We start from the raw sequence: 19,883 nt of genomic DNA, 5'->3' as shown, positions 1-19,883 counted from the left end.
CGGCCTACACGGGTAGTTCGGCGTACATCGCGAGATGTACGACAGGCCTACCGCCGAGGCCCACCGACAGCTACGTTGATCGGGTGCGAAAGGTCAAGAACGACTACGCCGCGTGGATGGCCCTGGGGCCGGGAGGACTTCCAGCAAACATCGGAGGATGGCTGATCACAACCGCCTTGCGTCCCTTTGCTCGAGCCGACCCGTTGACTGTCGGCGGCGCGGACCACCCCGGTCTGCACTGGCACCTCGAGCATCGACGTGGACCTCGCCCGACGATCGCGCCGTACCCGATACCCCACCGTCAACTCACCGATCGCGGACACTCGACGCTGATCGAGCGATTGAATGACGCCGTCGCCGCCGAAGCCCGACCGGACGGGCCGTTTCACATGGAGCGCAGCCACTTCGAGCGCAGAGGCGACGCCTTGTACGTCACGGATATCAGTACTGCGGCACCGTGGATTGCCCGGACGAAGGGCGAGATTCTGCACGTGCACGAGAGCGAAGGTTCGCTGCACGTGGTGCTGCAACCGGACGACGCTCAGACCGTCATCTCCGCGGGGTGGGGAGAGCTGCACCCGCTGGCCGGACGCCCCCTACTCGCGCTACCCGAGACCTACGTCTTCCTGTACGCCCCACGAGATACCGACGACGCCGACCGTATCGAACAGATCATCCACCGCGCAGTCTCTACCGCGAGAACGTGAACAGTTGCGTGTAGATCGGCTGAAGTCTGGGCAGACGCTGCCGATCATGTGACCATCGATGCATGACACTCGACGACATCGTAGATCTGGTCGGCAGCTTCGAGGGCACGGTGGCGCAGCGCCCCCGAGAGGGTGACGGAACTCCGGAGCTCGCCTGGGGCGACGTGTTCTTCTACTACTCGCCCGACGGGACCATCCCGACGACTGTTCAGCCGTTCGCAACCATCGTGACCAAGAACTATCCGGGCGACGAGCTGTCCCGATTGGAACGGTCTGACGCCTTCCGTGTCAATGTCGTTGCAAGCAAGCAGGATTTCGAGCAGCTTCTGGGCGTTCCTGCGCGCGAGGCTGCTCGCGCACCTCGGGCCGACGCCGACGACACCCTTGCCGCCCATCCCCAGTACGGCACTGCGGGGTGGATCTGCGTGGTCAACCCGGCTTCGCAGACCCGATCGCAGGTCCGGGAACTACTCGCGTCTGCCTATGCCGTCGCCAAAGGCAGGTTTGAACGCCATCAGCCCTGATCAGCCGAAGAACTCCGCCATGGATTGCGCCAGCCCTTCGACATCCAGGCCGTTGGCGTGGTCGTGTTCGGCCACTGTGCCGTACCTACGCCGTTCTCCGGCCTCGACTCCGACTCCCAGCACCCGGTGCCGCACATCGGCCAAGGCCCGATCGACCTGCGGCACAGAGGTTCCGGCGAGATACGGTTCGACGAGCATCACGTCGGGCTCGGTGAGGGTCTCGCGCAGCGTGTGGATGTCGAAGGGCCTGATTGTCGACGCGTGCAACACCGTCACGTCACGACCTTCCGCCGCGGCAAGGACGCGATCCGTCATCGGTCCGACGCTGACCACCGTTCCCGAATCACCCTCCTGCAGAACAGCCATCGATCCGTCGGGGTTCCCGTAGGATCGATCGTTCGAGACGCCGTCGAGCCTGATGTACACGCGGTCCTCGGACGACGCCGCGCTGCGCAGCATCCACTCGACCTCCTCCACGTGCCCGGGCACGTGAACCGTCCACCCGTCGAGGGTGTCCAGCAGCGCCACATCCCGCTGGCCGAAGTGCGTCTCGCCGCCTTGTGGCCAACCGTACGAGCCACCGGAGCTGACGAGGACCGCCCCGACATCCTGATGCCCCAGGTCGAGCTTCACCTGCTCGAAAGGCCGCTCGATCAGAAACGGTGGGAAGGTGTGCACGATCGGACGCAGACCGGCGAGCGCCAGGCCGCCCGCGACACCTATCATCGCCTGCTCGCGAATTCCTACGTTGATCACCCGCGGCTCGATATCCGGAGTGAGATGGGGTTCGAGATAGCCCACGCCGATCTCGGCCAGTACCAGCGCAATTCGTTCGTCCTGCGCCAACAACTCGGGCACCAGGCGATAGAAGCATTCGCGTTGGTCCACGGTCCCGTTCATCAGCTCTCCTTGGTTTCGACGTGCGCGACCACCACGTGCGGCCGCTCGGCATGATCGAGACGAAACGCACCCCTGAGCGCGCTGTGATCTCGGCCGTCGACATCGGATGTCGACCACCCCTCGACCGCGAACCGTGCCGCGATACCGCCGGGCCACCCCAGACCAGCAGAATCGTTGTCGATCACCACAGCCGTCAGGTTGCCGAGCTGCGATCGCGCAGCGAATTGAATGGCTTCCATATTGCTGCCCTCGTCGAGTTCCGCGTCGCCGATCAGCACGAAGACGCGGGCAGTGCTCTGCTGAATACGCAGCGCAGCGGCAGTTCCGGCTGCCAGCGCCATACCGTGTCCGAGCGATCCCGATCCGATATCGACACCGCGGACCAATGTTCGGTCCGGATGACTACCCAGGGCCGAGTCGTAACTGCCGAAGGACTCGAGATCGCTGCGCGTCAAGAACCCCCGTGCCGCGAGCACCGCGTAGTACGCCATGGGGCCGTGCCCTTTGGAGAGGTAGAACCGATCACGTTCGGGGTCTTCGGGATTGGCCACATCGAGCCGAAGTATGTCGGAGTACAACACCCACAACACATCGAGCGTGGATGTGGCACTCGCACCATGCTTTTCGTCGCCCGTCATCAGGGTCATGAGCTGAGGCAGCTCACCGTATGTCATCTGCATGCTGCCAGCCTGCAACCTCGAGTGCACTCGAGGTCAAGTGGCAGACGCTAGACCCAACCATCCGAGGAACGCCCGGAGAAATTCGCAAGTCGTTCCAACGCTCCCGCCTCTGGACGCGGTTCCACGACGGCACCGAACGGCACTCCCGGAATCCGGGCATCCGGCGGGAGCATCGCCCGGAATTCCTCGGCCACGGGTTCGACGAGTGCGGGATCGACGTCGGCCGGCTGTCCCGTCGCCACGGCAAGGTCCCATCCGTGCAGCAACAGCTCCCGGGCGTACCCCCACACCGCGGATCGGCCAGGGACCGCGCCCCAGGGAACCACGACCGGGGCGTCGAGCGCTGCGTCGTCGGCCCACGCTGCACGCGCCTGCTCTACGAGTGCGTCGAAAGAGCCCGCATCGTGAACCGAGGACCAGGGCGAGACCGAATCCGGACTTCCGAGTTCGGCAATCGCGATCAGCCGACGGACCGTCGAGACGAGGTGTCCCGCGAGGTGTCGGACGTCCAACTCGTCGCAGGGGGTGGGTAGTTCGAGCTGCTCGGGACGGACCGCGCCGAGAAGTGCACTCACCCATGTTGCGGCCGTGAAATACACAGTCCGAGGATCCGTCTGCTGTGCGCTGTCTGTGATGGTCATGGAGGAGCCTTCCGTTCTGCGACCACCCGTCGTGGCCTGCTGCACTGAAGTAAACCGCTTGAACATGACATCTTCTGTCATGTTTTGGTGAGACACTTTTCGGGTGCGCGCAGACCGGTTGCTGTCCATCGTCATGCTGCTCCAACACCGGGGCAGACTGAACGCTGCCGACATCGCCGCACAGCTCGAAGTGTCGACCCGAACGGTATTGCGCGATATCGAAGCGCTGTCCGCAGCGGGGGTGCCGGTGTACACCGACCGGGGTCGCGGCGGTGGGATCAGCCTGCTGCCCGGTTACCGCACCGAGTTGACCGGTCTGACATCGGAGGAGGCGACGGCGCTGCTTGCCTCCGGATCCGGGCGCGTGGCCACCCCCGCCTACGCCAGTGCCATGCGCAAGGTCGCCGCCGCGATACCGGATGCACACCGAGCAGTCGCAAGCACTGCATCACAGCGAATCCTGGTGCGGCCCGAGGGTTTCGCCTTTCCACGCGAACCCGAGTTGCACCTGGTGACGTTGCACCGGGCCGTCATCGACGGTCTGCGAATACACGTGTCGTATCGCAATCGCGCAGGCGCGGCGGCCGATCGAATCCTCGACCCCATCGGGCTCGTGTACGCCGGCGATCACTGGTACCTGCTCGCCGCGCGCGACGGCAACGAACGTGTCTACCGAGTCTCACGAATCGACAGCCTGGAGGTATTGGAGGAGTCCGCGCGGCGCAGCGCGGTAGTGGACCTCGAAGCGGCATTCACTGCGCACTGGAAATCTTTCCGCGCGACCTTGGACCAGCTCGACGTCACCTGCCTCGTGGACCAATCATCGTGGCTCTCGTTGACGAAGAACGCAATTCGGGTGATCAGTGACGACGTGCAGCGCGACGGGCGGCACCTGGCAACCATCACGTTCTCCGGCCGAAATCACGCGACGGGCGTGATATGGCAATGCGGTCCAGGAGTAACAGTGCTGCAGCCGAACATGATTCGAGACGAGCTGGCCGCGCGTGCCAGCGCGACTGCGCGGTTGTACTCGTGAGATTCTGCGCCCGGGCGGCAGTCCCCTCAGCGTCCACTATTTCCACGCCGACACGCTTTCCCGATTCTCGAGCTCAATTGTGGACACTGAGAGCACCACCTGACCGTATTGTCATGACATGCCGCGAACACACCTCGCTGTAGCGGGGACGTCCATCGACTGTGCGGACCCGGGGGAGCTCGCGCAGTTCTATCTCGCGCTTCTCGGCGGTGAGTTGTTGTGGGAGAACTCCGAGAGCGTTGGACTGCGCACACAATCCGGCCTGAACATCGTTGCGCAGACGGTTGAGAACTACATCCCTCCCGTCTGGCCGTCGACATCCATCGTGCATTTCGACGTGGATACGGGAGGGGACCTTGCCGGAGCCGTCGCGTACGCAGTCGAATGCGGTGCCAGGGAAGCAGCAGAGCAACCGGACCACCGATGGCGAGTTCTCCTCGACCCCGCCGGCCACCCCTTCTGCATCACCACGGAGGTGTACGACGGTCGAGAAGGGCAGTAACCCCGTGTGCACAGTGACCGGTGCGCTCACCTGCAGACGAACTCGAGAGGCGTGAGGTGGCCGGGACGGCAGAAGTCGAGCTGAGCCTCGATGACATTCGATGCGTGGTCGGGTTCGCAGCTACCTGCGCACGACGGGCATTGCCGATCTACGAGATGGCCCAACCCGACGATGCGCGTCCACGCGCGGCGATCGACGGTGCCGAGGCGTTCGCCGAGACCGGCCACCGCACGGCGGCACTTCGCCAACTCGCCTGGGCAGCGCACAAAGCTGCCCGTGAGGTGCCGGCATCTGCGGCCACGGACGCCGCACTGGCCGCGATGCACGCCGCCGGCGCTGCCTTTCTCCACCCGCTGTACAACCCCCATCAGGTCAAACATGTTCTCGGTTCTGCCGTGCATCTGGTGCTCGCCGACCCCGACGCTGCTGGAGAGCTCGCTGAGTGGATCGTCACCCAGGCCGACACGACCGTGCGTGCGGTCCTCCGCCGCTTTCCGCCACCGGCCGGCGGGCGCGCGAAGTTCGGCGCGGTCCTGGTTCGACTCGATACCGAATTACGACGCTGAACCGTTTGCCCCGATCAGAGCCTGCTGTCAGCATGGACGTATGAAGGCCGAAGAACGCCCCTGGAAGCGTTACGGGTATGCCGCGTTGCTGGCCATTCTCGCGTTCCTGACGATCAGCGACCTGGTGTCCGATCCTTCTGCGTGGAACTGGTCGAAGCTGGTAGTACTGGCATTGGCCGCTCTGCTCTTCTTGTACGGAGAGAGCCGAACCCAGAACTCTCCCGAGAAGATCGAGCCCGAGGCCGTACCCGCCGCGGATGTCGACGCGGTTGTCGCAGAACTCGGCAGAACTGTTCGCGCCATCAAGGCGCTACGAGAGATGCATCCCGGTCTCGGACTGCGCGACGCCAAGGATCTCGTTCAACCGAATCACTGACTGGAGGAGTCGATGACATCGGTCAGCGGTACACGCGCCGTCCAGGATCCCGCCGAATTCACCGAAGCCGCAACTCTGTTGGTCGATTTCAATCGCGAGTACAACTATCCCGCACCTGAGCCGGATTGGCTTGCAACACATCTCGACACTCTGGTGAAGTCCGGCGACACCAGCGTGCTGATATTCGGCACGCCCGCCACCGGCGTTGCCGTTCTTCGATTTCGGATCGGTACGCTGACCGCAGACACCGAGGCCTACCTCGCCGAGTTCTACATCGAGCCCGGATCACGCGGGAAGGGGCACGGCACAATTTTTCTCGACGAGATCATCGAGCACGCACGCAGTAGGGGTGCCACCTACCTGGATCTCAATACATCCGAGGACGACGAGGCGGCCCGGCACGTGTACGAGAAGCGTGGCTTCGATTGCCACGAAGGGCACGGAGAGGGACCGAAAGCGATCTATTACGAACTCGAACTGGACTGATCCGGGCGGAGCGTTTCGCACCACGAAGCCGATCCGGTGACACTTCCCGCGCGCATGGAAGTCGCCACAGCCGAGCAAAACGAATATGATTCCCAATAAGTGGGTACAGGTTCGAATCGAGGAGCTACAACATGGCATTTCCGGTCATCGTCGCGAAGGCAGTATCGACGGTCGTGACGGGCGCAGTCGGCGTCGCCGCATACAACGGTGCCAAGAAGCTGTACGACAAGGCCCCCGTGCGCAAGGCTGCGGTATCGGCAACCGAACTCGGTCTTCGCGCCGCACGCAAGGCCGAGATCCAAGCCGAGTCCGCGCGTCTGGCCATGTCGGATGTCGTCGCCGAGGCACGCGATCGGCTCGGCGAAGAAGTACCGCCGCCGTCGGCCACCGAAGTCGGCCACGGTCACTCGCACTGATCACGGCAGTCGACCGCACATGACGACCCTCGTCGAACACTCCCTCGACACGATTCCCGGCCGCACGGATGGCATCGAGATCCTGTCCGATGCCGCCGGCCGCATGCGGCTTCGCGTCGACTGGCTGCGCTCGAGTCCGGGCCGAGCGGTCGCGGTCGAAGACCATGTGGACAAGATCCGCGGCGTCCGGGCTGTCCACGCGTATCCCCGTACCGCATCGGTGGTGGTCTGGTACTCCCGTACCCGCATCGACCGGGACGAACTGTTCGACGCTGTGAACGCCGGGCGCACGACCGACTGGGCATCGATACCCGTTCGTAGCCCACGGTCTGCGGACGTCACCAACGGTGACGTCCTCCGTATGACGATCGGCGGGGCGGCACTGGTCCTGCTCGGCTTCCGTCGCTATGCCTTCCGACGGCCACCCCTTCTCGGCCCCACCAGCAGAGTGGTCGCCACCGGGGTCACCATCTTCACCGGCTACCCGTTCCTGAAGGGAGCGCTGCGCTCCCTCGCTGGAAACCGATCCGCCGGCACCGACGCGCTCGTCAGCGCCGCCACTGTGGCAAGCCTCGTCCTTCGCGAGAATGTCGTGGCCCTGACCGTGCTGTGGCTGCTCAACATCGGCGAGTACCTGCAGGAGCTGACGCTCAAGCGCACTCGTCGCGCAATCTCCGACCTACTGTCCGGCACGCAGGACACCGCGTGGATTCGGCTTCCAGACGGTTCCGAGATCTCCGTCGACGTCGATCGGTTGGAGATCGGCGACGAGGTCGTCGTGCACGATCACGTCGGGGTGCCGGTGGACGGGATCGTCGTCGACGGTGACGCGGTGGTCGACCAGTCGGCGATCACCGGTGAGACATTGCCGGTGTCGATCGTCGCAGGTGACCGGATCCACGCCGGATCCGTCGTGGTCCGTGGACGCATCGTCATCCGCGCGTCCGCGGTGGGCCGCGATACGACGATCGGACGCATCATTTCCCGCGTCGAGGAGGCACAGGAGGATCGCGCCCCGATTCAGACTGTGGGAGAGAACTTCTCACGACGCTTCGTACCGGCGTCGTTCATCCTCTCGGCCCTCACCCTCTTCGTCACCCGCGATGTCCGACGAGCGATGACCATGCTGCTCGTCGCATGCCCGTGCGCGGTGGGGCTGTCGACTCCGACGGCCATCAGCGCCGCCATCGGAAACGGTGCTCGCCGTGGGATTCTGATCAAGGGTGGCTCGCACCTGGAACAGGCAGGCAGAGTCGATGCCTTCGTGTTCGACAAGACCGGGACACTCACCGTCGGGCGTCCCGTCGTCACCAATGTCGTGTCGTTCCACGACGACTGGGAGCCGGAGCAGGTATTGGCGTATGCGGCCAGTTCCGAGATCCACTCTCGACATCCGTTGGCCGAGGCCGTCATTCGTAGTACCGAGGAACGTCATATCGTCATTCCTCCACACGAGGAGTGCGAGGTCCTCGTCGGTCTCGGCATGCGTACCGTCGCGGACGGCCGGACCTTGCTGCTGGGCAGTCCTTCGCTGCTGCGCAGTGAGAACGTCGATGTTTCCGATCACGCGGCCGAATGGGTTTCCCGACTGCAGCGTCAGGCCGAGACCCCGTTGTTGCTCGCCGTCGACGGGGTGTTGGTCGGGTTGATCAGTCTGCGCGACGAGGTCCGCTCGAACGCTCGGGACGTATTGAATGCCCTTCGCGCCGACGGTGTGGAGCGCATCGTCATGCTCACCGGAGATCACCCCGAGACCGCCGCGGCCGTTGCCGCCGAACTGGACATCGCCGAGTGGCGAGCCGAGGTGATGCCCGATGACAAACTCGAAGCCGTGCGCAAGCTCCAACAGCAGGGGTATGTCGTTGCGATGGTCGGAGACGGCACCAACGACGCTCCCGCCCTCGCCGTCGCCGATATCGGCATCGCGATGGGGCTGGCGGGCACCGATGTTGCCGTCGAAACGGCGGACGTTGCCCTCGCCAGCGACGACCTGACACGTCTGCTCGACGTTCGCGATCTCGGCCGACACTCGGTGGCCGTCATCCGGCAGAACTACGGAATGTCGATCGCGGTCAATGCCCTCGGCCTCGTGGTCAGTGCCGGCGGAGCACTCTCTCCAGTGCTCGCCGCGATTCTGCACAACGCGTCCTCGGTCGCGGTGGTCGGCAACAGCTCGCGACTGATCCGGTACCGGATCTGAGCAACGCCAGGCCGAATGCGCCGATCTCGGCTTGCGTTGGAGTGCGCTCGAAGGCATACCTTCTGGTCCATGCCTCATCCAACGAGCTCAGGAGCGTCCAGGTCGATTCCCACGCGTCACGTCCCGGCACTGGGACGCACTGTCGGTGCCATCGGTCTCGGCTGCATGGGTATCAGCTGGGCCTACAGCGGTGCCGATACCTCCTCGGACACAGCCGGGGCACCCATCCTGGCGCACGCACTCGCGTCGGGCATCGACTTCTTCGACACCAGCGACGCGTACGCAGCCGGACACAACGAGAGGGTCGTCGGTCGCGCTCTGGCCGGGACCGATGCCGTGATCGCCACGAAAGCCGGGTTGATCGGCAACGACGACGGCGGCGGCCCTGTCCTGACTCGCAACGGCACCCCGGAACACCTGGCGCAGGCCTGCGATTCGAGCCTGCGGAACCTCGGGGTGGACACCATCGACCTCTATTACCTGCACCGCGTCGACGACCAGGTACCCATCGAGGATTCGTGGGGAGCGCTGTCCGAGTTGGTGGCGGCAGGCAAGGTGCGCGCGCTGGGTCTGAGCGAGGTCACCGTCGAGCAGGCACGGGTTGCCCACAGTATTCATCCGGTCGCTGCGGTGCAGTCCGAATTGTCCCTGTGGACTCGAAACGCGTTGGGGCAGGGCACCACACACGACGGTGAACCGGTAGGAAACATGGTGGAGTGGACGGGTGAGAACGACGCGGTGTTCGTGCCGTTCTCCCCGCTGGGTCGAGGATTCCTCACCGGTTCACTCGACCCCACCGCACTTCCGGCGACCGACATGCGGTTGGCACTTCCCAGATTCTCCGGAGCTGCGGCCGAACAGAACCGGTCGATCGTCGAGGTCGTCTCTGCGGTTGCATCGAGGCACAACTCCACCCCTGCCGCAGTGGCACTGGCATGGGTGCTCGCCCAAGGTCCCCACGTGATTCCCATTCCCGGCACCACCGACATCGGGCACTTCGACGCCAACCTCGCCGCACTCGGGCTCTCGCTCACCGAGGAGGATCTCGCCTCGCTCGAAGCTGCACCCGCCGCAGTGGGAACTCGTTACTGATATGCCGCGTACGGCCCTGCTGGAGATCGACTTTCAGCCCTGGATAATCGAACTCGGGCATGATCCCGGCACCCTCGCTCGCGCCGGGTCGGTTCGTGATGCTCAGCGCTCCGCCGGAGCTCTGGTGGTGTGCACTCGCTATCTGAGCCGGGATTCGGCCGACCCGCTGCGTTCCGACCCGGCCGGCCTCGGTGCTCGGTTCCATCCGGCAATGGCACCTCTGCCAGGGGACCTCATTGCCACGAAGTTCGACCGGGACATCTGGTCCAATCCCGATCTGCATGCCCAACTCGGACTCATCGGGGTCGACCGGTTGGTGATCACCGGGTACCTCACGGACTTCGGGGTTCGGATTGCCGCGGAGCGTGCCTGCTCACTGGGCTATCACGTCACGGTGCCCTCGGCTGCGTGCGCGGGATCGACCGAGGACGAGCACCGCCTCGCCCTCGAATCGATGGTGGCGGCCGGTGTCAGGGTGAACTAGGCCCCGGGGGACGTCCGCTACTTCGCGCCGCGGAAATAGGGTTCGACCGTACCCTTGAGCTTGACGAGCATCGGATTGCCGTAGCGGTCCTTGGCGGTGGGCACCTCTACTCGTACCCAACCCTCGTCCACGTTGTATTCGCGGACACTGTTCTTCTCGACGCCATTGAAGCGAATGCCCACGTCCCGCTGAAGAACCTCTTCGTCGTAGAAGGCGCTGCGTGGATCGATCGAGAGGTGATTCGGTGGGACGTCTTGGTTCTGATCCTCGGGCATGATTACTTTCGTCGGATGCTGCGTCGAATGCTCTGGTTGATTCGTGAAGAATATACGTGACCGCGTACTGGTGGGCCAGCGCCCGTGCCCTACCCTCGCGCCATATCGACGAACCTGGACAGGTGAAGCTGGTGTGCCACAGTGATTGTCGCGGTCGGGCCGTTACGGTGCTTACCGAGAATCAAGTCTGCCTCACCGCCGCGGGGGTCGTCGCGCTCGATTGCGTCGGGGCGGTGCAGCAGGATCACCATGTCGGCGTCCTGCTCGAGTGAGCCGGACTCACGCAGGTCGGACACCATCGGCTTCTTGTCGGTTCGCTGCTCAGGACCACGGTTGAGCTGGCAGACCGCGACCACCGGGCATTCGAGTTCCTTGGCAAGAAGCTTGAGCTGACGCGAGAAGTCGGAGACCTCCTGCTGACGCGATTCGACCTTCTTACCGGACGACATCAGCTGAAGGTAGTCCACCACAATGAGTTTGAGTCCGTTGCGCTGCTTCAGTCGACGCGCCTTGGCGCGGATCTCCATCATCGTCAGGTTCGGGGAATCGTCGACGAACAGCGGTGCCTCGCTGATCTCACTCATGCGCCGGGCCAGCTTGGTCCAGTCGTCGTCGGTCATCTTTCCCGAACGCATGTCGCCGAGCTTGATCTTGGCCTCGGCGGACAGCAGACGCATGACGATCTCGGTACGACTCATCTCCAGAGAGAAGATGACGCTGGGCATGCCGTGCTTGATGGAGCACGAACGCATGAAATCCATCGACAACGTCGAATTGTGGGTAGGAATCATCGACTCACTTGCGAGATACAGATGATCCGCGTTGTCGACCTCCACACAGCGAACCGGAACGGAGTCGACTCGGCGAACATCGACGATGAACCGCGAACCCGACCGCACAGTGGATCCAGCGGCACGACGCTCCTTGTGCAGTACCTGCTTTCGGTGCAGACCGAACACGACATCGTCGGTCGCGAACGTCAAAGTGAATGCAGTGGAGGATGTTTCGCTCCGGCCCCGGACCCTCTTGGTGGACATCTGGACGCGATAACCCAAACTGACGATCAGCTCACGCACCCCACGAACGAGCCGCTCGTTGGTGACCGCGAATTGAACCGAGCCACCCCCGGTGACAGTGCCGTCGGTGTCGAGCAGACCTGCCAACAACGCACGTCGCTGTGTCTCGGAACCACGAAGGTAGTCGATGGGTACATGCTTGTCGCCCAGTACGCCGATCGTCCGTAGACGCGCCTGCACGGTCCCGATCGAGCTGCGGCATGCCTGGCAGCGATGCAAACCGGTCGTCACCTTGCCGCAGTCGATGCACTTCGGTGCAGCGACCGGTGCGGACATGAAACGCGCTTTGCCGCCGCACGATTGACCGCAGGTACGGACATTGAGCGGAAACGGCACGAACTGCTTGCCGCAGACGACACAGTCCTTTGCCTCGACGACCTCGGTAGGAAGTTTGATCGAGTATCGGAGTGCGGCTTTCTCCGACGCCACCACGTGCAAACCTTCGCCCTCTATTCGGGCGATGATTTCAGGGTCAGCGCTGGTGATCTGCGCGGAGGCCGACGTTCCATCTCCCAGCCATGCACCCATTGTGTACGGCGGCACCAGAAGCTCACGCTCGGGCAGCTGAACGGCCTCGGTATTGGTGACCGAGTGATTGATGCGTGCATCTTTCGTCGGACAGCGCACCGAGTTCGCGATGTCTTCGGTGGTGCGCACAGCAGCGAAGGTCTTCTGATTGCGAGTCCGGTTGTAGTTGACCGCCGCAGCCTGCGCCGACTTGCGTGACGCCCTGGTCTCGGTCAACCACTGATGTTGCGCATCGGCGACGATGACTGTGCCGTCGGAGAACTCGACTTCGTAGCACGGTCGATCGAGCATGATGTCCGTGGCCGCCACGACTCTGGTCGGCATGCCGTGGGCATCGATGAGGTGGTCACCCACCGCCACCTCGCCCATCGTGGTCCAGCCGTCGGGCGTCGGAAGACGCGTGTCGAGGGCGAGCGCCTTGCCCACGCCGGGCCTTGCCGCCACGATGATCATCTGGCCCGGGTGCAACCCGTTGGTGATTTCGTCGAGTTCGGCGAATCCTGTTGGTACGCCGAGGGATATGCCACCACGGCTGGCGATGGAGTCGATTTCGTCCATCGTCGGCTGCAGCAGCTCTTCGAGGGGAAGGAAGTCCTCGGAGGTGCGGCGCTCGGTGACCTCGTACACCTCGGCCTGCGCTCGATCGACGACCTCGGCGACGTCCTGCCCGTCGGATCCGGCGTAACCGAACTGAACGATGCGGGTGCCTGCCTGCACGAGCCGACGCAGAATCGACTTCTCGGCAACGATCTCGGCGTAATACCCGGCGTTGGCTGCCGTGGGCGTCGTCTGGGTGAGCGTGATCAGGTACGGAGGCCCGCCGATCCGCTTGAGTTCGCCGCGTCGATCCAACTCGGCCGAGACGGTCACCGGGTCGGCGGGCTCGCCGCGACTGTAGAGATCCAGGATCGCGTCGTACACGTTCTGGTGGGCGGGCCGATAGAAGTCACCCGGGCGGAGCACCTCGAGCACATCGGCGATGGCGTCCTTGCTCAGCAACATGCCACCCAGTACGGACTGCTCGGCGGCCATGTCCTGCGGTGGCTGGCGACCGAAATCCTCACCCGGGCCCTCCCCGGACGGGGAGCCGGAGTAGTCGGACTGTCCTCGATCGTCCACAACTGCCACGTGACTCGGCCGTCCTCTCCCCATCGCGGTGCGCACGGCCGAGTACCACCCAACCGTGCGGTGTAGCAAGTTCTACCCCCGGGCACCGACAAGTTCTGTTCGGCACCGGATCCGTCCCGTCGCGACGCCGCAGAGCGGCATCGAGAGAGACGCTGCAGGGACGTTAAGCGGTATCGGACGGAGTCACAACACGGCCTGTGCATGGATCTGTGGAAGGAATGTGCATGGGCTTGAACAACAGTGTTGACCACCTGTGGACAACCTGGGTATAAGTTCCACAGTTTTGGCCGTTTCGCCAGTTCAAAGGGTGTACATAGAAATTTCTTCCTGTGCATTGTTTCTGAATCGGCGTGTCGGCCGAGTTGACAGCTCGGGCGTGTTGAGTAAATACGAGGTGAAGTCCAGGGTGAATTGGGTCACAATGGCTGGGATCGGTCACATAAACAGACCACCCTCCCGTTTCGATGCCAAGGGCCCGATCCCCGGCTGGGAATCGGGCCCCTGGTCCGCGGCGTCCGAGGCTCAGGCGTCGACGGTCTGCGGGCAATCCGCAGGGTCGAGCACAGTGATCTCTCGGGTGCCGATCTGCAGCACTCTGGCGGTCGGGATGTCGAAGAACAGCCCGGTGATGCGCAAGCGGCCCTCGGCATTGGCGCGGCCGACCACCCGGTGACGAGTGAGCGTCTGCAATTGCACCGCCACATTCACCATCGCGAGCTGATCGGCCTCACAGAAGCCGAGTTCTGCCGCCTGACGGCCGACGACGTGACCGCTGCGGTACGCCTCCAGGCTCGCCACCGCGTGACCGAGCCATTCCTCCACGGACTCGTCTGCGGCGTTCTCCGGGCCACTGAGAACTGCCTTCATGGCTCCACAACCCGAGTGCCCACACACCACCACCGAGGAGGTGCCCAGCTGATCGACACCGAACGCCAGCGCCGCCTCCACCGAGCAGTCCTGGCCTTGGACCGGCACGAGGTTGCCCATGTTGCGGACGGTGAACAGATCTCCCGGGCCGCTGCTGGTGATCGTGTTCGGCATGACTCGCGAATCCACACAGCAGAGGAAGAGAGTGTCCGGGTCCTGGAACTCGGTCAGACCCTCGAGGTGCGGGCGAATACTGGACGCGTGGGTGCGGTGGTATTCGGCCACACCGCTCAACACCGCACGCAGAGCCACGGGCGAATCCTCCTGCGCGTCATGGTTCTTGAGCTGCCATGCGCGCCACGGCGCCAGCGAACTGCGCACGGTCGCAGATCCACGCTTGGGCGGACCCTCGGCGGCAGCGGCCATCGATGCCGTACCTGCTTCCACGACTTTCACAGTGCCGCCGCCGAGTTCGTGCTGACGGATCCACTCGTTGAGCGCATCGTGCACGGCGTGATCGAGGAAATCCACTTCCAGGTGAACCGCGACGGCCGTACCGGCCGGGACGGTGGAGAGCACATGCGTCAATCGCGGTAGCGCGAGGAAGCTCAATGACCCCTCGGTGGTCACCCGCCAGGTACCGTCGACCGTCTCCTCTGCGCGAACCTTGGCCCACACCACCCGGCGAAGCACCAGGATGATCGACAATGCCAAGCCGATGAGGACACCCTCGAGCAGATTGAGGGCCACCACGCCGACGACCGTGACCGCGTAGACCGCGATGTCTCCCGTCTTGTTCGCAATCTTGATGTCCGCCAACTTGACCAACTGCACGCCGATCATCACCAGCAGACCGGCCAGTGCCGCGAAGGGAACCAGTTCTACGATCGAGATGAACAGAACCGAGAAGATCAGAATCCACACTCCGTGCAGAATCGCCGACGCACGAGACTTGGCACCGACCTTGACGTTGGTGGCGCTGCGGACGATCACGCCGGTGATCGGCAGTCCGCCGATGGCGCCGGATGCCATGTTGCCCGCGCCCTGGGCCATCAATTCGCGGTCGAAGTTGGTGCGCTCACCGCTGTGCATCTTGTCGACGGCCACCGCGGACAGCAGACTCTCGACACTGGCGATCAACGCGATCGTGATGACGCCGGTGACGAACGCGCTCCATTGCCCATCCGGCATGATCGGGAAGCTCAGCGACTCGATCAGGTTGCCCGGCAGGTTGATTCGCTCGACGTCGAGGGAGAAGAAGATCGAGACGGCGGTGGCGGCAACGACCGCAACGAGTGCGGCAGGCACCTTGGTCACCTTCGCCAGCACTCCAGAGAACTGAGCCAATCTCGGCCAGACGATCATGAGAGCGACCACGATGCCGCCGACGACGACGGACGGCCACTGACCGTTCGCCACGGATGTGGGGATCGACAGGAGATTGCGCACAGCCGAACTCTCGGACTCGCCACCGAGCAGAACGTGAATCTGCTGCAGCGCAATGGTGATACCGATTCCGGCGAGCATGGCGTGGACCACCACCGGGGAGATGGCCAACGCGCTACGCGCAATTCGACTCATCCCCAACAGGATCTGTACTGCACCCGCAAGAACGGTGATGGCACACGTTATGCCCCAACCGAATTGATTGACCAGCTCGGCAACGACCACTGTCAGCCCCGCGGCCGGACCGCTGACCTGTAGCGGTGATCCGCCGAGAATTCCGGCGAGAATTCCGCCGACGACCGCGGCGATGAGGCCGGCCATGATCGGCGCTCCGGATGCGACGGCGATGCCCATCGACAGTGGCACGGCCACCAGGAACACGACCAGGGAGGCCGGTACGTCGTACTTCAGGATCGACCCGACTCGAGACGGCTGCTCGGGTCGGGTCATAGTGCTGTGGTCCGAATCGGGTTCTGCAGTGGTGGTCACGGCAGCATTCCTCCAGAATCTTAGTAATCGGGTCGGTCGGTCTTTTTTTGCGATGCTCTTCTGTGTCGCTCCCCAACTAAAGAGTACGCAAAGCTCCGGCTATCTCGCCGCCAAGAGAGATCCTTCACAATTCGGAACCCTTTGCGGCCGTTCATCATTGTGAGAAAGCACGAAAAAGCCCCACGAACCGAGATTCGTGGGGCTTTTTCGTAGCCGTACCGGGCCGAAAGGCCGGATCAGCTACCGACGACCTCCAGCTTGAACTTGGCGGTCACGTCGGGGTGCAGGTTCACGACGATGTCGTGCTGCCCCGTGTTCTTCACGTGCGCCTTCGGCAGATCGATGCTGCGCTTGTCGACGACCGGTCCACCGGCAGCCTTGAGGGCAGAAGCGACGTCCGACGCGGTGACCGAGCCGAACAGCTTGCCCGAGTCGCCCGCGGTCTTGACGGACAGCGTGACGCTCTCGAGGCCTTCGATGGCCTGCTTGAGCTCGTTGGCGTGCTCGAGTCCGCGAACGGCACGAGCTTCCTGAGCGCGGCGAATGCCGTCGACCTGCTTCTGAGCTCCACGGGTGGCCTGGATGGCCAGTCCGCGGGGCAGCAGGAAGTTACGGCCGTAGCCGTCCTTGACCTCCACGGTGTCGCCAGGCGCACCGAGGTTGTCCACATCAGCGGTGAGGATCAGTTTCATACCAATCGCCCCTTTCTATCGAGCCGTCGCGGCGTAAGGCAGCAGTGCTACCTCACGCGAGTTCTTCACGGCAACGGCCACGTCACGCTGATGCTGGACGCAGTTGCCGGTGACACGGCGAGCACGGATCTTTCCGCGATCGCTGACGTACTTACGCAGCAACGTCGTGTCCTTGTAATCGATCGACGCGTTCTTTTCCTTGCAGAAGGAACACGCTTTCTTCCTGAGCACCTTGTCGCGCAATGGCGGTTTGGGCATGGGTCTTTCTCCGTTACATCTGGATGTTCTCGATCGAAGGATCTAGAACGGTGGCTCTTCGTCTCCGCCACGCCCACCGAAGGAGCCCGAGGCCGCCGGGGCACTGCCCCAGGGATCGTCTCCGCCGGAACCGGCGTTGGAATTGGAGTTCGAGCGGCCGCCGCCCGATCCACCTGAGGAACCAGAACCGGAGTTGAAGCCTCCGCCTCCACCTCCGCCGCCGCGGTTGGCCTTGTTGACCTTCGCAGTGGCGTAGCGCAGAGAAGGCCCGATCTCGTCGACCTCGAGTTCGACGACAGTCCGCTTCTCGCCTTCACGCGTTTCGTACGAACGCTGCCTGAGCCTGCCGCTCACGATCACTCGTGCGCCGCGCGTCAAACTCTCGGCCACGTTCTCCGCAGCTTCACGCCAGATGTTGCAGCGCATGAAGAGTGCGTCGCCGTCTTTCCATTCGTTGGTCTGACGGTCGAACGTGCGCGGAGTGGACGCAACGGTGAAGTTGGCCACAGCCGCACCGGCCGGGGTGAAGCGAAGTTCTGGATCTGCCGTCAAGTTCCCGACGACGGTGATGACGGTCTCGCCTGCCATGGTTCCTCTTTCAGTAGTAAGTCTTTGTTGATGCCAGCCTAGAGGCGAGCAACGACAATTACTTGCCCTGTCGCAGGACCTTCGTGCGCAGCACGGACTCGTTGAGCCCGAGCTGACGATCCAGCTCGCTGACGGTGGCAGGCTCGGCGTTGATGTTCACAACGGCGTAGATGCCCTCGGCGTGCTTGAGGATTTCGTAGGCCAGACGACGCTTGCCCCACACATCGACCTTGTCGACGGTGCCGCCGTCCTTGCGAACGACGTTGAGGAACGTATCGAGCGACGGAGCGACAGTGCGCTCGTCCAGATTGGGGTCGAGAATGACCATCAATTCGTAATGACGCATAAGACCTCATCACCTCCTGTGGACTAGTGAAAACGGCCACGGACTATCCGTGGCAGGAGGGTCGTTGCGTCAGCAACCCCTCGAAGATACACGACAGGGCGCTGACCTGCTAATTCCCGTCGGAGGTACGGTCGACGGCACGCGCGTCATAGTCTTGCATCATGCGATCCGCGGTCCGCACCAATCCGACGACGGTGATCGTGGTCGTCGCGATGGCTGCAATAGGACTGATTCTGGGGTATCTGAACAAGGCTCGCTGCGCCGTCGCGCCGTTCGACGCTTCCGGTCGCAGCGCGGTGTTCGACGCGATCAAGGACTCCTCGGTCTGCTACTCCGACATCCAATTCCTCTGGCTCGGTCGAGACATCGACAATCACATCTTCCCGTACATCCACGGAGCCATCACCAGCGACGGAATCCTCACCGGCGGGACTGTGGAGTACCCCGTTCTCAGTGGACTGCTGATGTGGCTCGGCGCCATCCCCGCGCACACCGACGCACAGTTTCTGCTGACCTCGGCACTGATCCTCGCGCCCTTCGGCCTGCTCACCGCCTGGATGCTCGGCCGACTGGCCGGTTGGCCGGCACTGCTGTGGTCGATCGGCCCACCACTGGTGATGTACGCCTTCCACAACTGGGAACTACCGGTCGTGGCATCGGCCGTCGGCGCGATCTTCGTCATGACGTTGCCGATGCCCCTGCGCCGACGCGCGATGCTCGCATCGGTACTGCTGGCAGTCGGCTTCTGTCTCAAGATCTATCCCGGAGCTTTCGTACTGCCCCTGATCGCGTACGTGGTCACCGGCGGGATCGGCGGCCGCGAATCCGCCGATTCCGGGCGAGGTCGCTACGACATCGTCGGCGGGCTGATGGTCGCAGGTACCGCCATCGCCACGGCTGTTGCGGTGAACCTGCCGTTCGCCGTCCTCGGCTACGAAGGTTGGCGCGCGTCGTTCACGTTCCAGTCGATGCGGCAGGCAGATCTGACGACCAACTCCATCTGGTACTGGGGCCTGCGCCACTTCTACATCACCGACCAGATGACCCCCGACGCCTACACCGAAGCCGAGGCGAACTTCCAGGACGTGGTGGACATCGCGTCGCCGCTGCTGGTGTTCGCCGCCTTCCTGCTGGCTCTGTGGCTGGGTTGGCGTCGCGCGGCGGTGGTCGGAACCTATCCGTGGGTGGCGGTGAGCGGGTCGATGCTGTGCGGCTTCATGCTGCTGCACAAAGTGCATTCGCCGCAGTACACCCTGTGGCTGCTGCCGTTCCTGGTGCTGCTTCGCGTTCCGTGGAGCGTGGTCGGTGCCTATCTCGTGGTCGATCTGTCGATGGGAATCGGCGTCTTCAAGTATTTCGCAGCCCTCGCCTCCGGCGCCGATGCCAGCGACGAGGAGTTCTTCGTCCTGGTCGGAGTGTGGGGTAGAGCCCTGTTGCTGGTGGTGCTGTTCGTGCTGTTCCTCAGGGCTCGGATGCGCGTCCCGTTCCCGGGTGACACAGACCGCGCTGATACACCATCGCGCCGACCAGCGGCGACATCTCTGACAGCATCATCGGGGCAGTAGGACCTGAGAGCGAGG

Annotated in this window: 22 protein-coding genes; 12 read left to right on the top strand and 10 right to left on the bottom strand. The window is 63.6% G+C overall.

Annotated elements, in window-relative coordinates; all coding sequences use genetic code 11:
- The first annotated feature begins 83 nt into the window (after nucleotides 1–83).
- Together J1M87_RS01675 and J1M87_RS01670 are read left to right on the top strand one after the other, a co-directional pair.
- Nucleotides 84–707 (top strand): hypothetical protein, encoded by a 624-nt coding sequence (locus J1M87_RS01675; protein WP_206487037.1) that lies wholly within the window; start codon nucleotides 84–86, stop codon nucleotides 705–707.
- Between the two features lie 62 nt (nucleotides 708–769).
- Nucleotides 770–1,231 (top strand): DUF6194 family protein, encoded by a 462-nt coding sequence (locus tag J1M87_RS01670; protein WP_206487030.1) that lies wholly within the window; start codon nucleotides 770–772, stop codon nucleotides 1,229–1,231.
- Here J1M87_RS01670 and J1M87_RS01665 read toward each other — a convergent pair whose 3' ends face one another.
- Genes J1M87_RS01665 through J1M87_RS01655 form a run of 3 tightly spaced genes read right to left on the bottom strand, consistent with a single transcriptional unit; the run spans nucleotide 1,232 to nucleotide 3,452 of the window.
- Nucleotides 1,232–2,131, bottom strand: a complete 900-nt coding sequence (locus J1M87_RS01665) for a transketolase family protein (protein WP_206487028.1) — start codon at nucleotides 2,129–2,131, stop codon at nucleotides 1,232–1,234.
- Entirely contained in the window at nucleotides 2,131–2,811 is a 681-nt protein-coding gene (locus J1M87_RS01660) for a thiamine pyrophosphate-dependent enzyme (protein WP_206487026.1), read from the bottom strand. Before J1M87_RS01660 ends, J1M87_RS01665 begins: the two co-directional genes overlap by 1 nt.
- 47 nt (nucleotides 2,812–2,858) lie before the next feature.
- A complete protein-coding gene (locus J1M87_RS01655) occupies nucleotides 2,859–3,452 on the bottom strand; it encodes a TIGR03086 family metal-binding protein (RefSeq protein ID WP_206487024.1) in 594 nt (197 codons plus the stop codon).
- Between the two features lie 103 nt (nucleotides 3,453–3,555).
- On the opposite strand from J1M87_RS01655, the gene J1M87_RS01650 reads away from it, so the two are divergent.
- From J1M87_RS01650 to J1M87_RS01610, 9 genes are all read left to right on the top strand, one after another.
- Nucleotides 3,556–4,488, top strand: a complete 933-nt coding sequence (locus J1M87_RS01650) for a YafY family protein (RefSeq protein ID WP_206487021.1) — start codon at nucleotides 3,556–3,558, stop codon at nucleotides 4,486–4,488.
- A 118-nt stretch (nucleotides 4,489–4,606) separates the two neighbouring features.
- Nucleotides 4,607–4,990: a VOC family protein gene (locus J1M87_RS01645; protein ID WP_206487019.1), complete on the top strand. Its 384-nt coding sequence runs from the start codon at nucleotides 4,607–4,609 to the stop codon at nucleotides 4,988–4,990.
- A gap of 20 nt (nucleotides 4,991–5,010) precedes the next feature.
- A complete protein-coding gene (locus J1M87_RS01640) occupies nucleotides 5,011–5,556 on the top strand; it encodes a putative immunity protein (RefSeq protein WP_206487017.1) in 546 nt (181 codons plus the stop codon).
- Nucleotides 5,557–5,596: 40 nt separating this feature from the next.
- Nucleotides 5,597–5,932: a hypothetical protein gene (locus J1M87_RS01635; RefSeq protein ID WP_206487015.1), complete on the top strand. Its 336-nt coding sequence runs from the start codon at nucleotides 5,597–5,599 to the stop codon at nucleotides 5,930–5,932.
- Between the two features lie 12 nt (nucleotides 5,933–5,944).
- The gene (locus J1M87_RS01630; RefSeq protein ID WP_206487013.1) at nucleotides 5,945–6,418 is read left to right on the top strand and encodes a GNAT family N-acetyltransferase; all 474 of its coding nucleotides are present in this window, start codon (nucleotides 5,945–5,947) and stop codon (nucleotides 6,416–6,418) included.
- A gap of 131 nt (nucleotides 6,419–6,549) precedes the next feature.
- On the top strand, nucleotides 6,550–6,834 hold the full coding sequence (locus tag J1M87_RS01625) for a DUF1490 family protein (protein ID WP_206487011.1): 285 nt from the start codon (nucleotides 6,550–6,552) through the stop codon (nucleotides 6,832–6,834).
- A gap of 19 nt (nucleotides 6,835–6,853) precedes the next feature.
- Entirely contained in the window at nucleotides 6,854–9,034 is a 2,181-nt protein-coding gene (locus tag J1M87_RS01620; RefSeq protein ID WP_206487009.1) for a cation-translocating P-type ATPase, read from the top strand.
- Nucleotides 9,035–9,103: 69 nt separating this feature from the next.
- Nucleotides 9,104–10,126 carry an aldo/keto reductase gene (locus J1M87_RS01615; RefSeq protein WP_206487001.1) on the top strand — a complete coding sequence of 341 codons (1,023 nt, stop codon included), beginning with the start codon at nucleotides 9,104–9,106 and terminating at the stop codon, nucleotides 10,124–10,126.
- 1 nt (nucleotide 10,127) lies between these two features.
- On the top strand, nucleotides 10,128–10,610 hold the full coding sequence (locus tag J1M87_RS01610; protein WP_206486993.1) for a cysteine hydrolase family protein: 483 nt from the start codon (nucleotides 10,128–10,130) through the stop codon (nucleotides 10,608–10,610).
- Between the two features lie 17 nt (nucleotides 10,611–10,627).
- Here J1M87_RS01610 and J1M87_RS01605 read toward each other — a convergent pair whose 3' ends face one another.
- From J1M87_RS01605 to rpsF, 7 genes are all read right to left on the bottom strand, one after another.
- Nucleotides 10,628–10,885 carry a DUF3297 family protein gene (locus J1M87_RS01605; protein ID WP_206486991.1) on the bottom strand — a complete coding sequence of 86 codons (258 nt, stop codon included), beginning with the start codon at nucleotides 10,883–10,885 and terminating at the stop codon, nucleotides 10,628–10,630.
- 89 nt (nucleotides 10,886–10,974) lie between these two features.
- The gene (gene dnaB / locus J1M87_RS01600) at nucleotides 10,975–13,617 is read right to left on the bottom strand and encodes a replicative DNA helicase (protein WP_206486989.1); all 2,643 of its coding nucleotides are present in this window, start codon (nucleotides 13,615–13,617) and stop codon (nucleotides 10,975–10,977) included.
- A 522-nt stretch (nucleotides 13,618–14,139) separates the two neighbouring features.
- Nucleotides 14,140–16,380: a SulP family inorganic anion transporter gene (locus J1M87_RS01595; RefSeq protein WP_206487425.1), complete on the bottom strand. Its 2,241-nt coding sequence runs from the start codon at nucleotides 16,378–16,380 to the stop codon at nucleotides 14,140–14,142.
- 275 nt (nucleotides 16,381–16,655) lie between these two features.
- Nucleotides 16,656–17,111, bottom strand: coding sequence for a 50S ribosomal protein L9 (gene rplI, locus J1M87_RS01590; protein ID WP_206486987.1), 456 nt, complete (start codon nucleotides 17,109–17,111; stop codon nucleotides 16,656–16,658).
- Nucleotides 17,112–17,126: 15 nt separating this feature from the next.
- Nucleotides 17,127–17,369 carry a 30S ribosomal protein S18 gene (gene rpsR, locus J1M87_RS01585; protein WP_206486985.1) on the bottom strand — a complete coding sequence of 81 codons (243 nt, stop codon included), beginning with the start codon at nucleotides 17,367–17,369 and terminating at the stop codon, nucleotides 17,127–17,129.
- 42 nt (nucleotides 17,370–17,411) lie between these two features.
- On the bottom strand, nucleotides 17,412–17,957 hold the full coding sequence (locus J1M87_RS01580) for a single-stranded DNA-binding protein (RefSeq protein WP_206486983.1): 546 nt from the start codon (nucleotides 17,955–17,957) through the stop codon (nucleotides 17,412–17,414).
- Between the two features lie 58 nt (nucleotides 17,958–18,015).
- Nucleotides 18,016–18,303 carry a 30S ribosomal protein S6 gene (rpsF, locus tag J1M87_RS01575; RefSeq protein WP_206486981.1) on the bottom strand — a complete coding sequence of 96 codons (288 nt, stop codon included), beginning with the start codon at nucleotides 18,301–18,303 and terminating at the stop codon, nucleotides 18,016–18,018.
- Between the two features lie 161 nt (nucleotides 18,304–18,464).
- On the opposite strand from rpsF, the gene J1M87_RS01570 reads away from it, so the two are divergent.
- On the top strand, nucleotides 18,465–19,868 hold the full coding sequence (locus J1M87_RS01570) for a hypothetical protein (protein ID WP_206486980.1): 1,404 nt from the start codon (nucleotides 18,465–18,467) through the stop codon (nucleotides 19,866–19,868).
- Nucleotides 19,869–19,883: the final 15 nt, after the last annotated feature.

Source organism: Rhodococcus sp. KRD162, from assembly GCF_017168335.1.
Taxonomy (GTDB): domain Bacteria; phylum Actinomycetota; class Actinomycetes; order Mycobacteriales; family Mycobacteriaceae; genus Rhodococcoides.
Note: the sequence above shows the minus strand (reverse complement) of the source record. Positions and strands in the feature narration are given on the sequence as shown.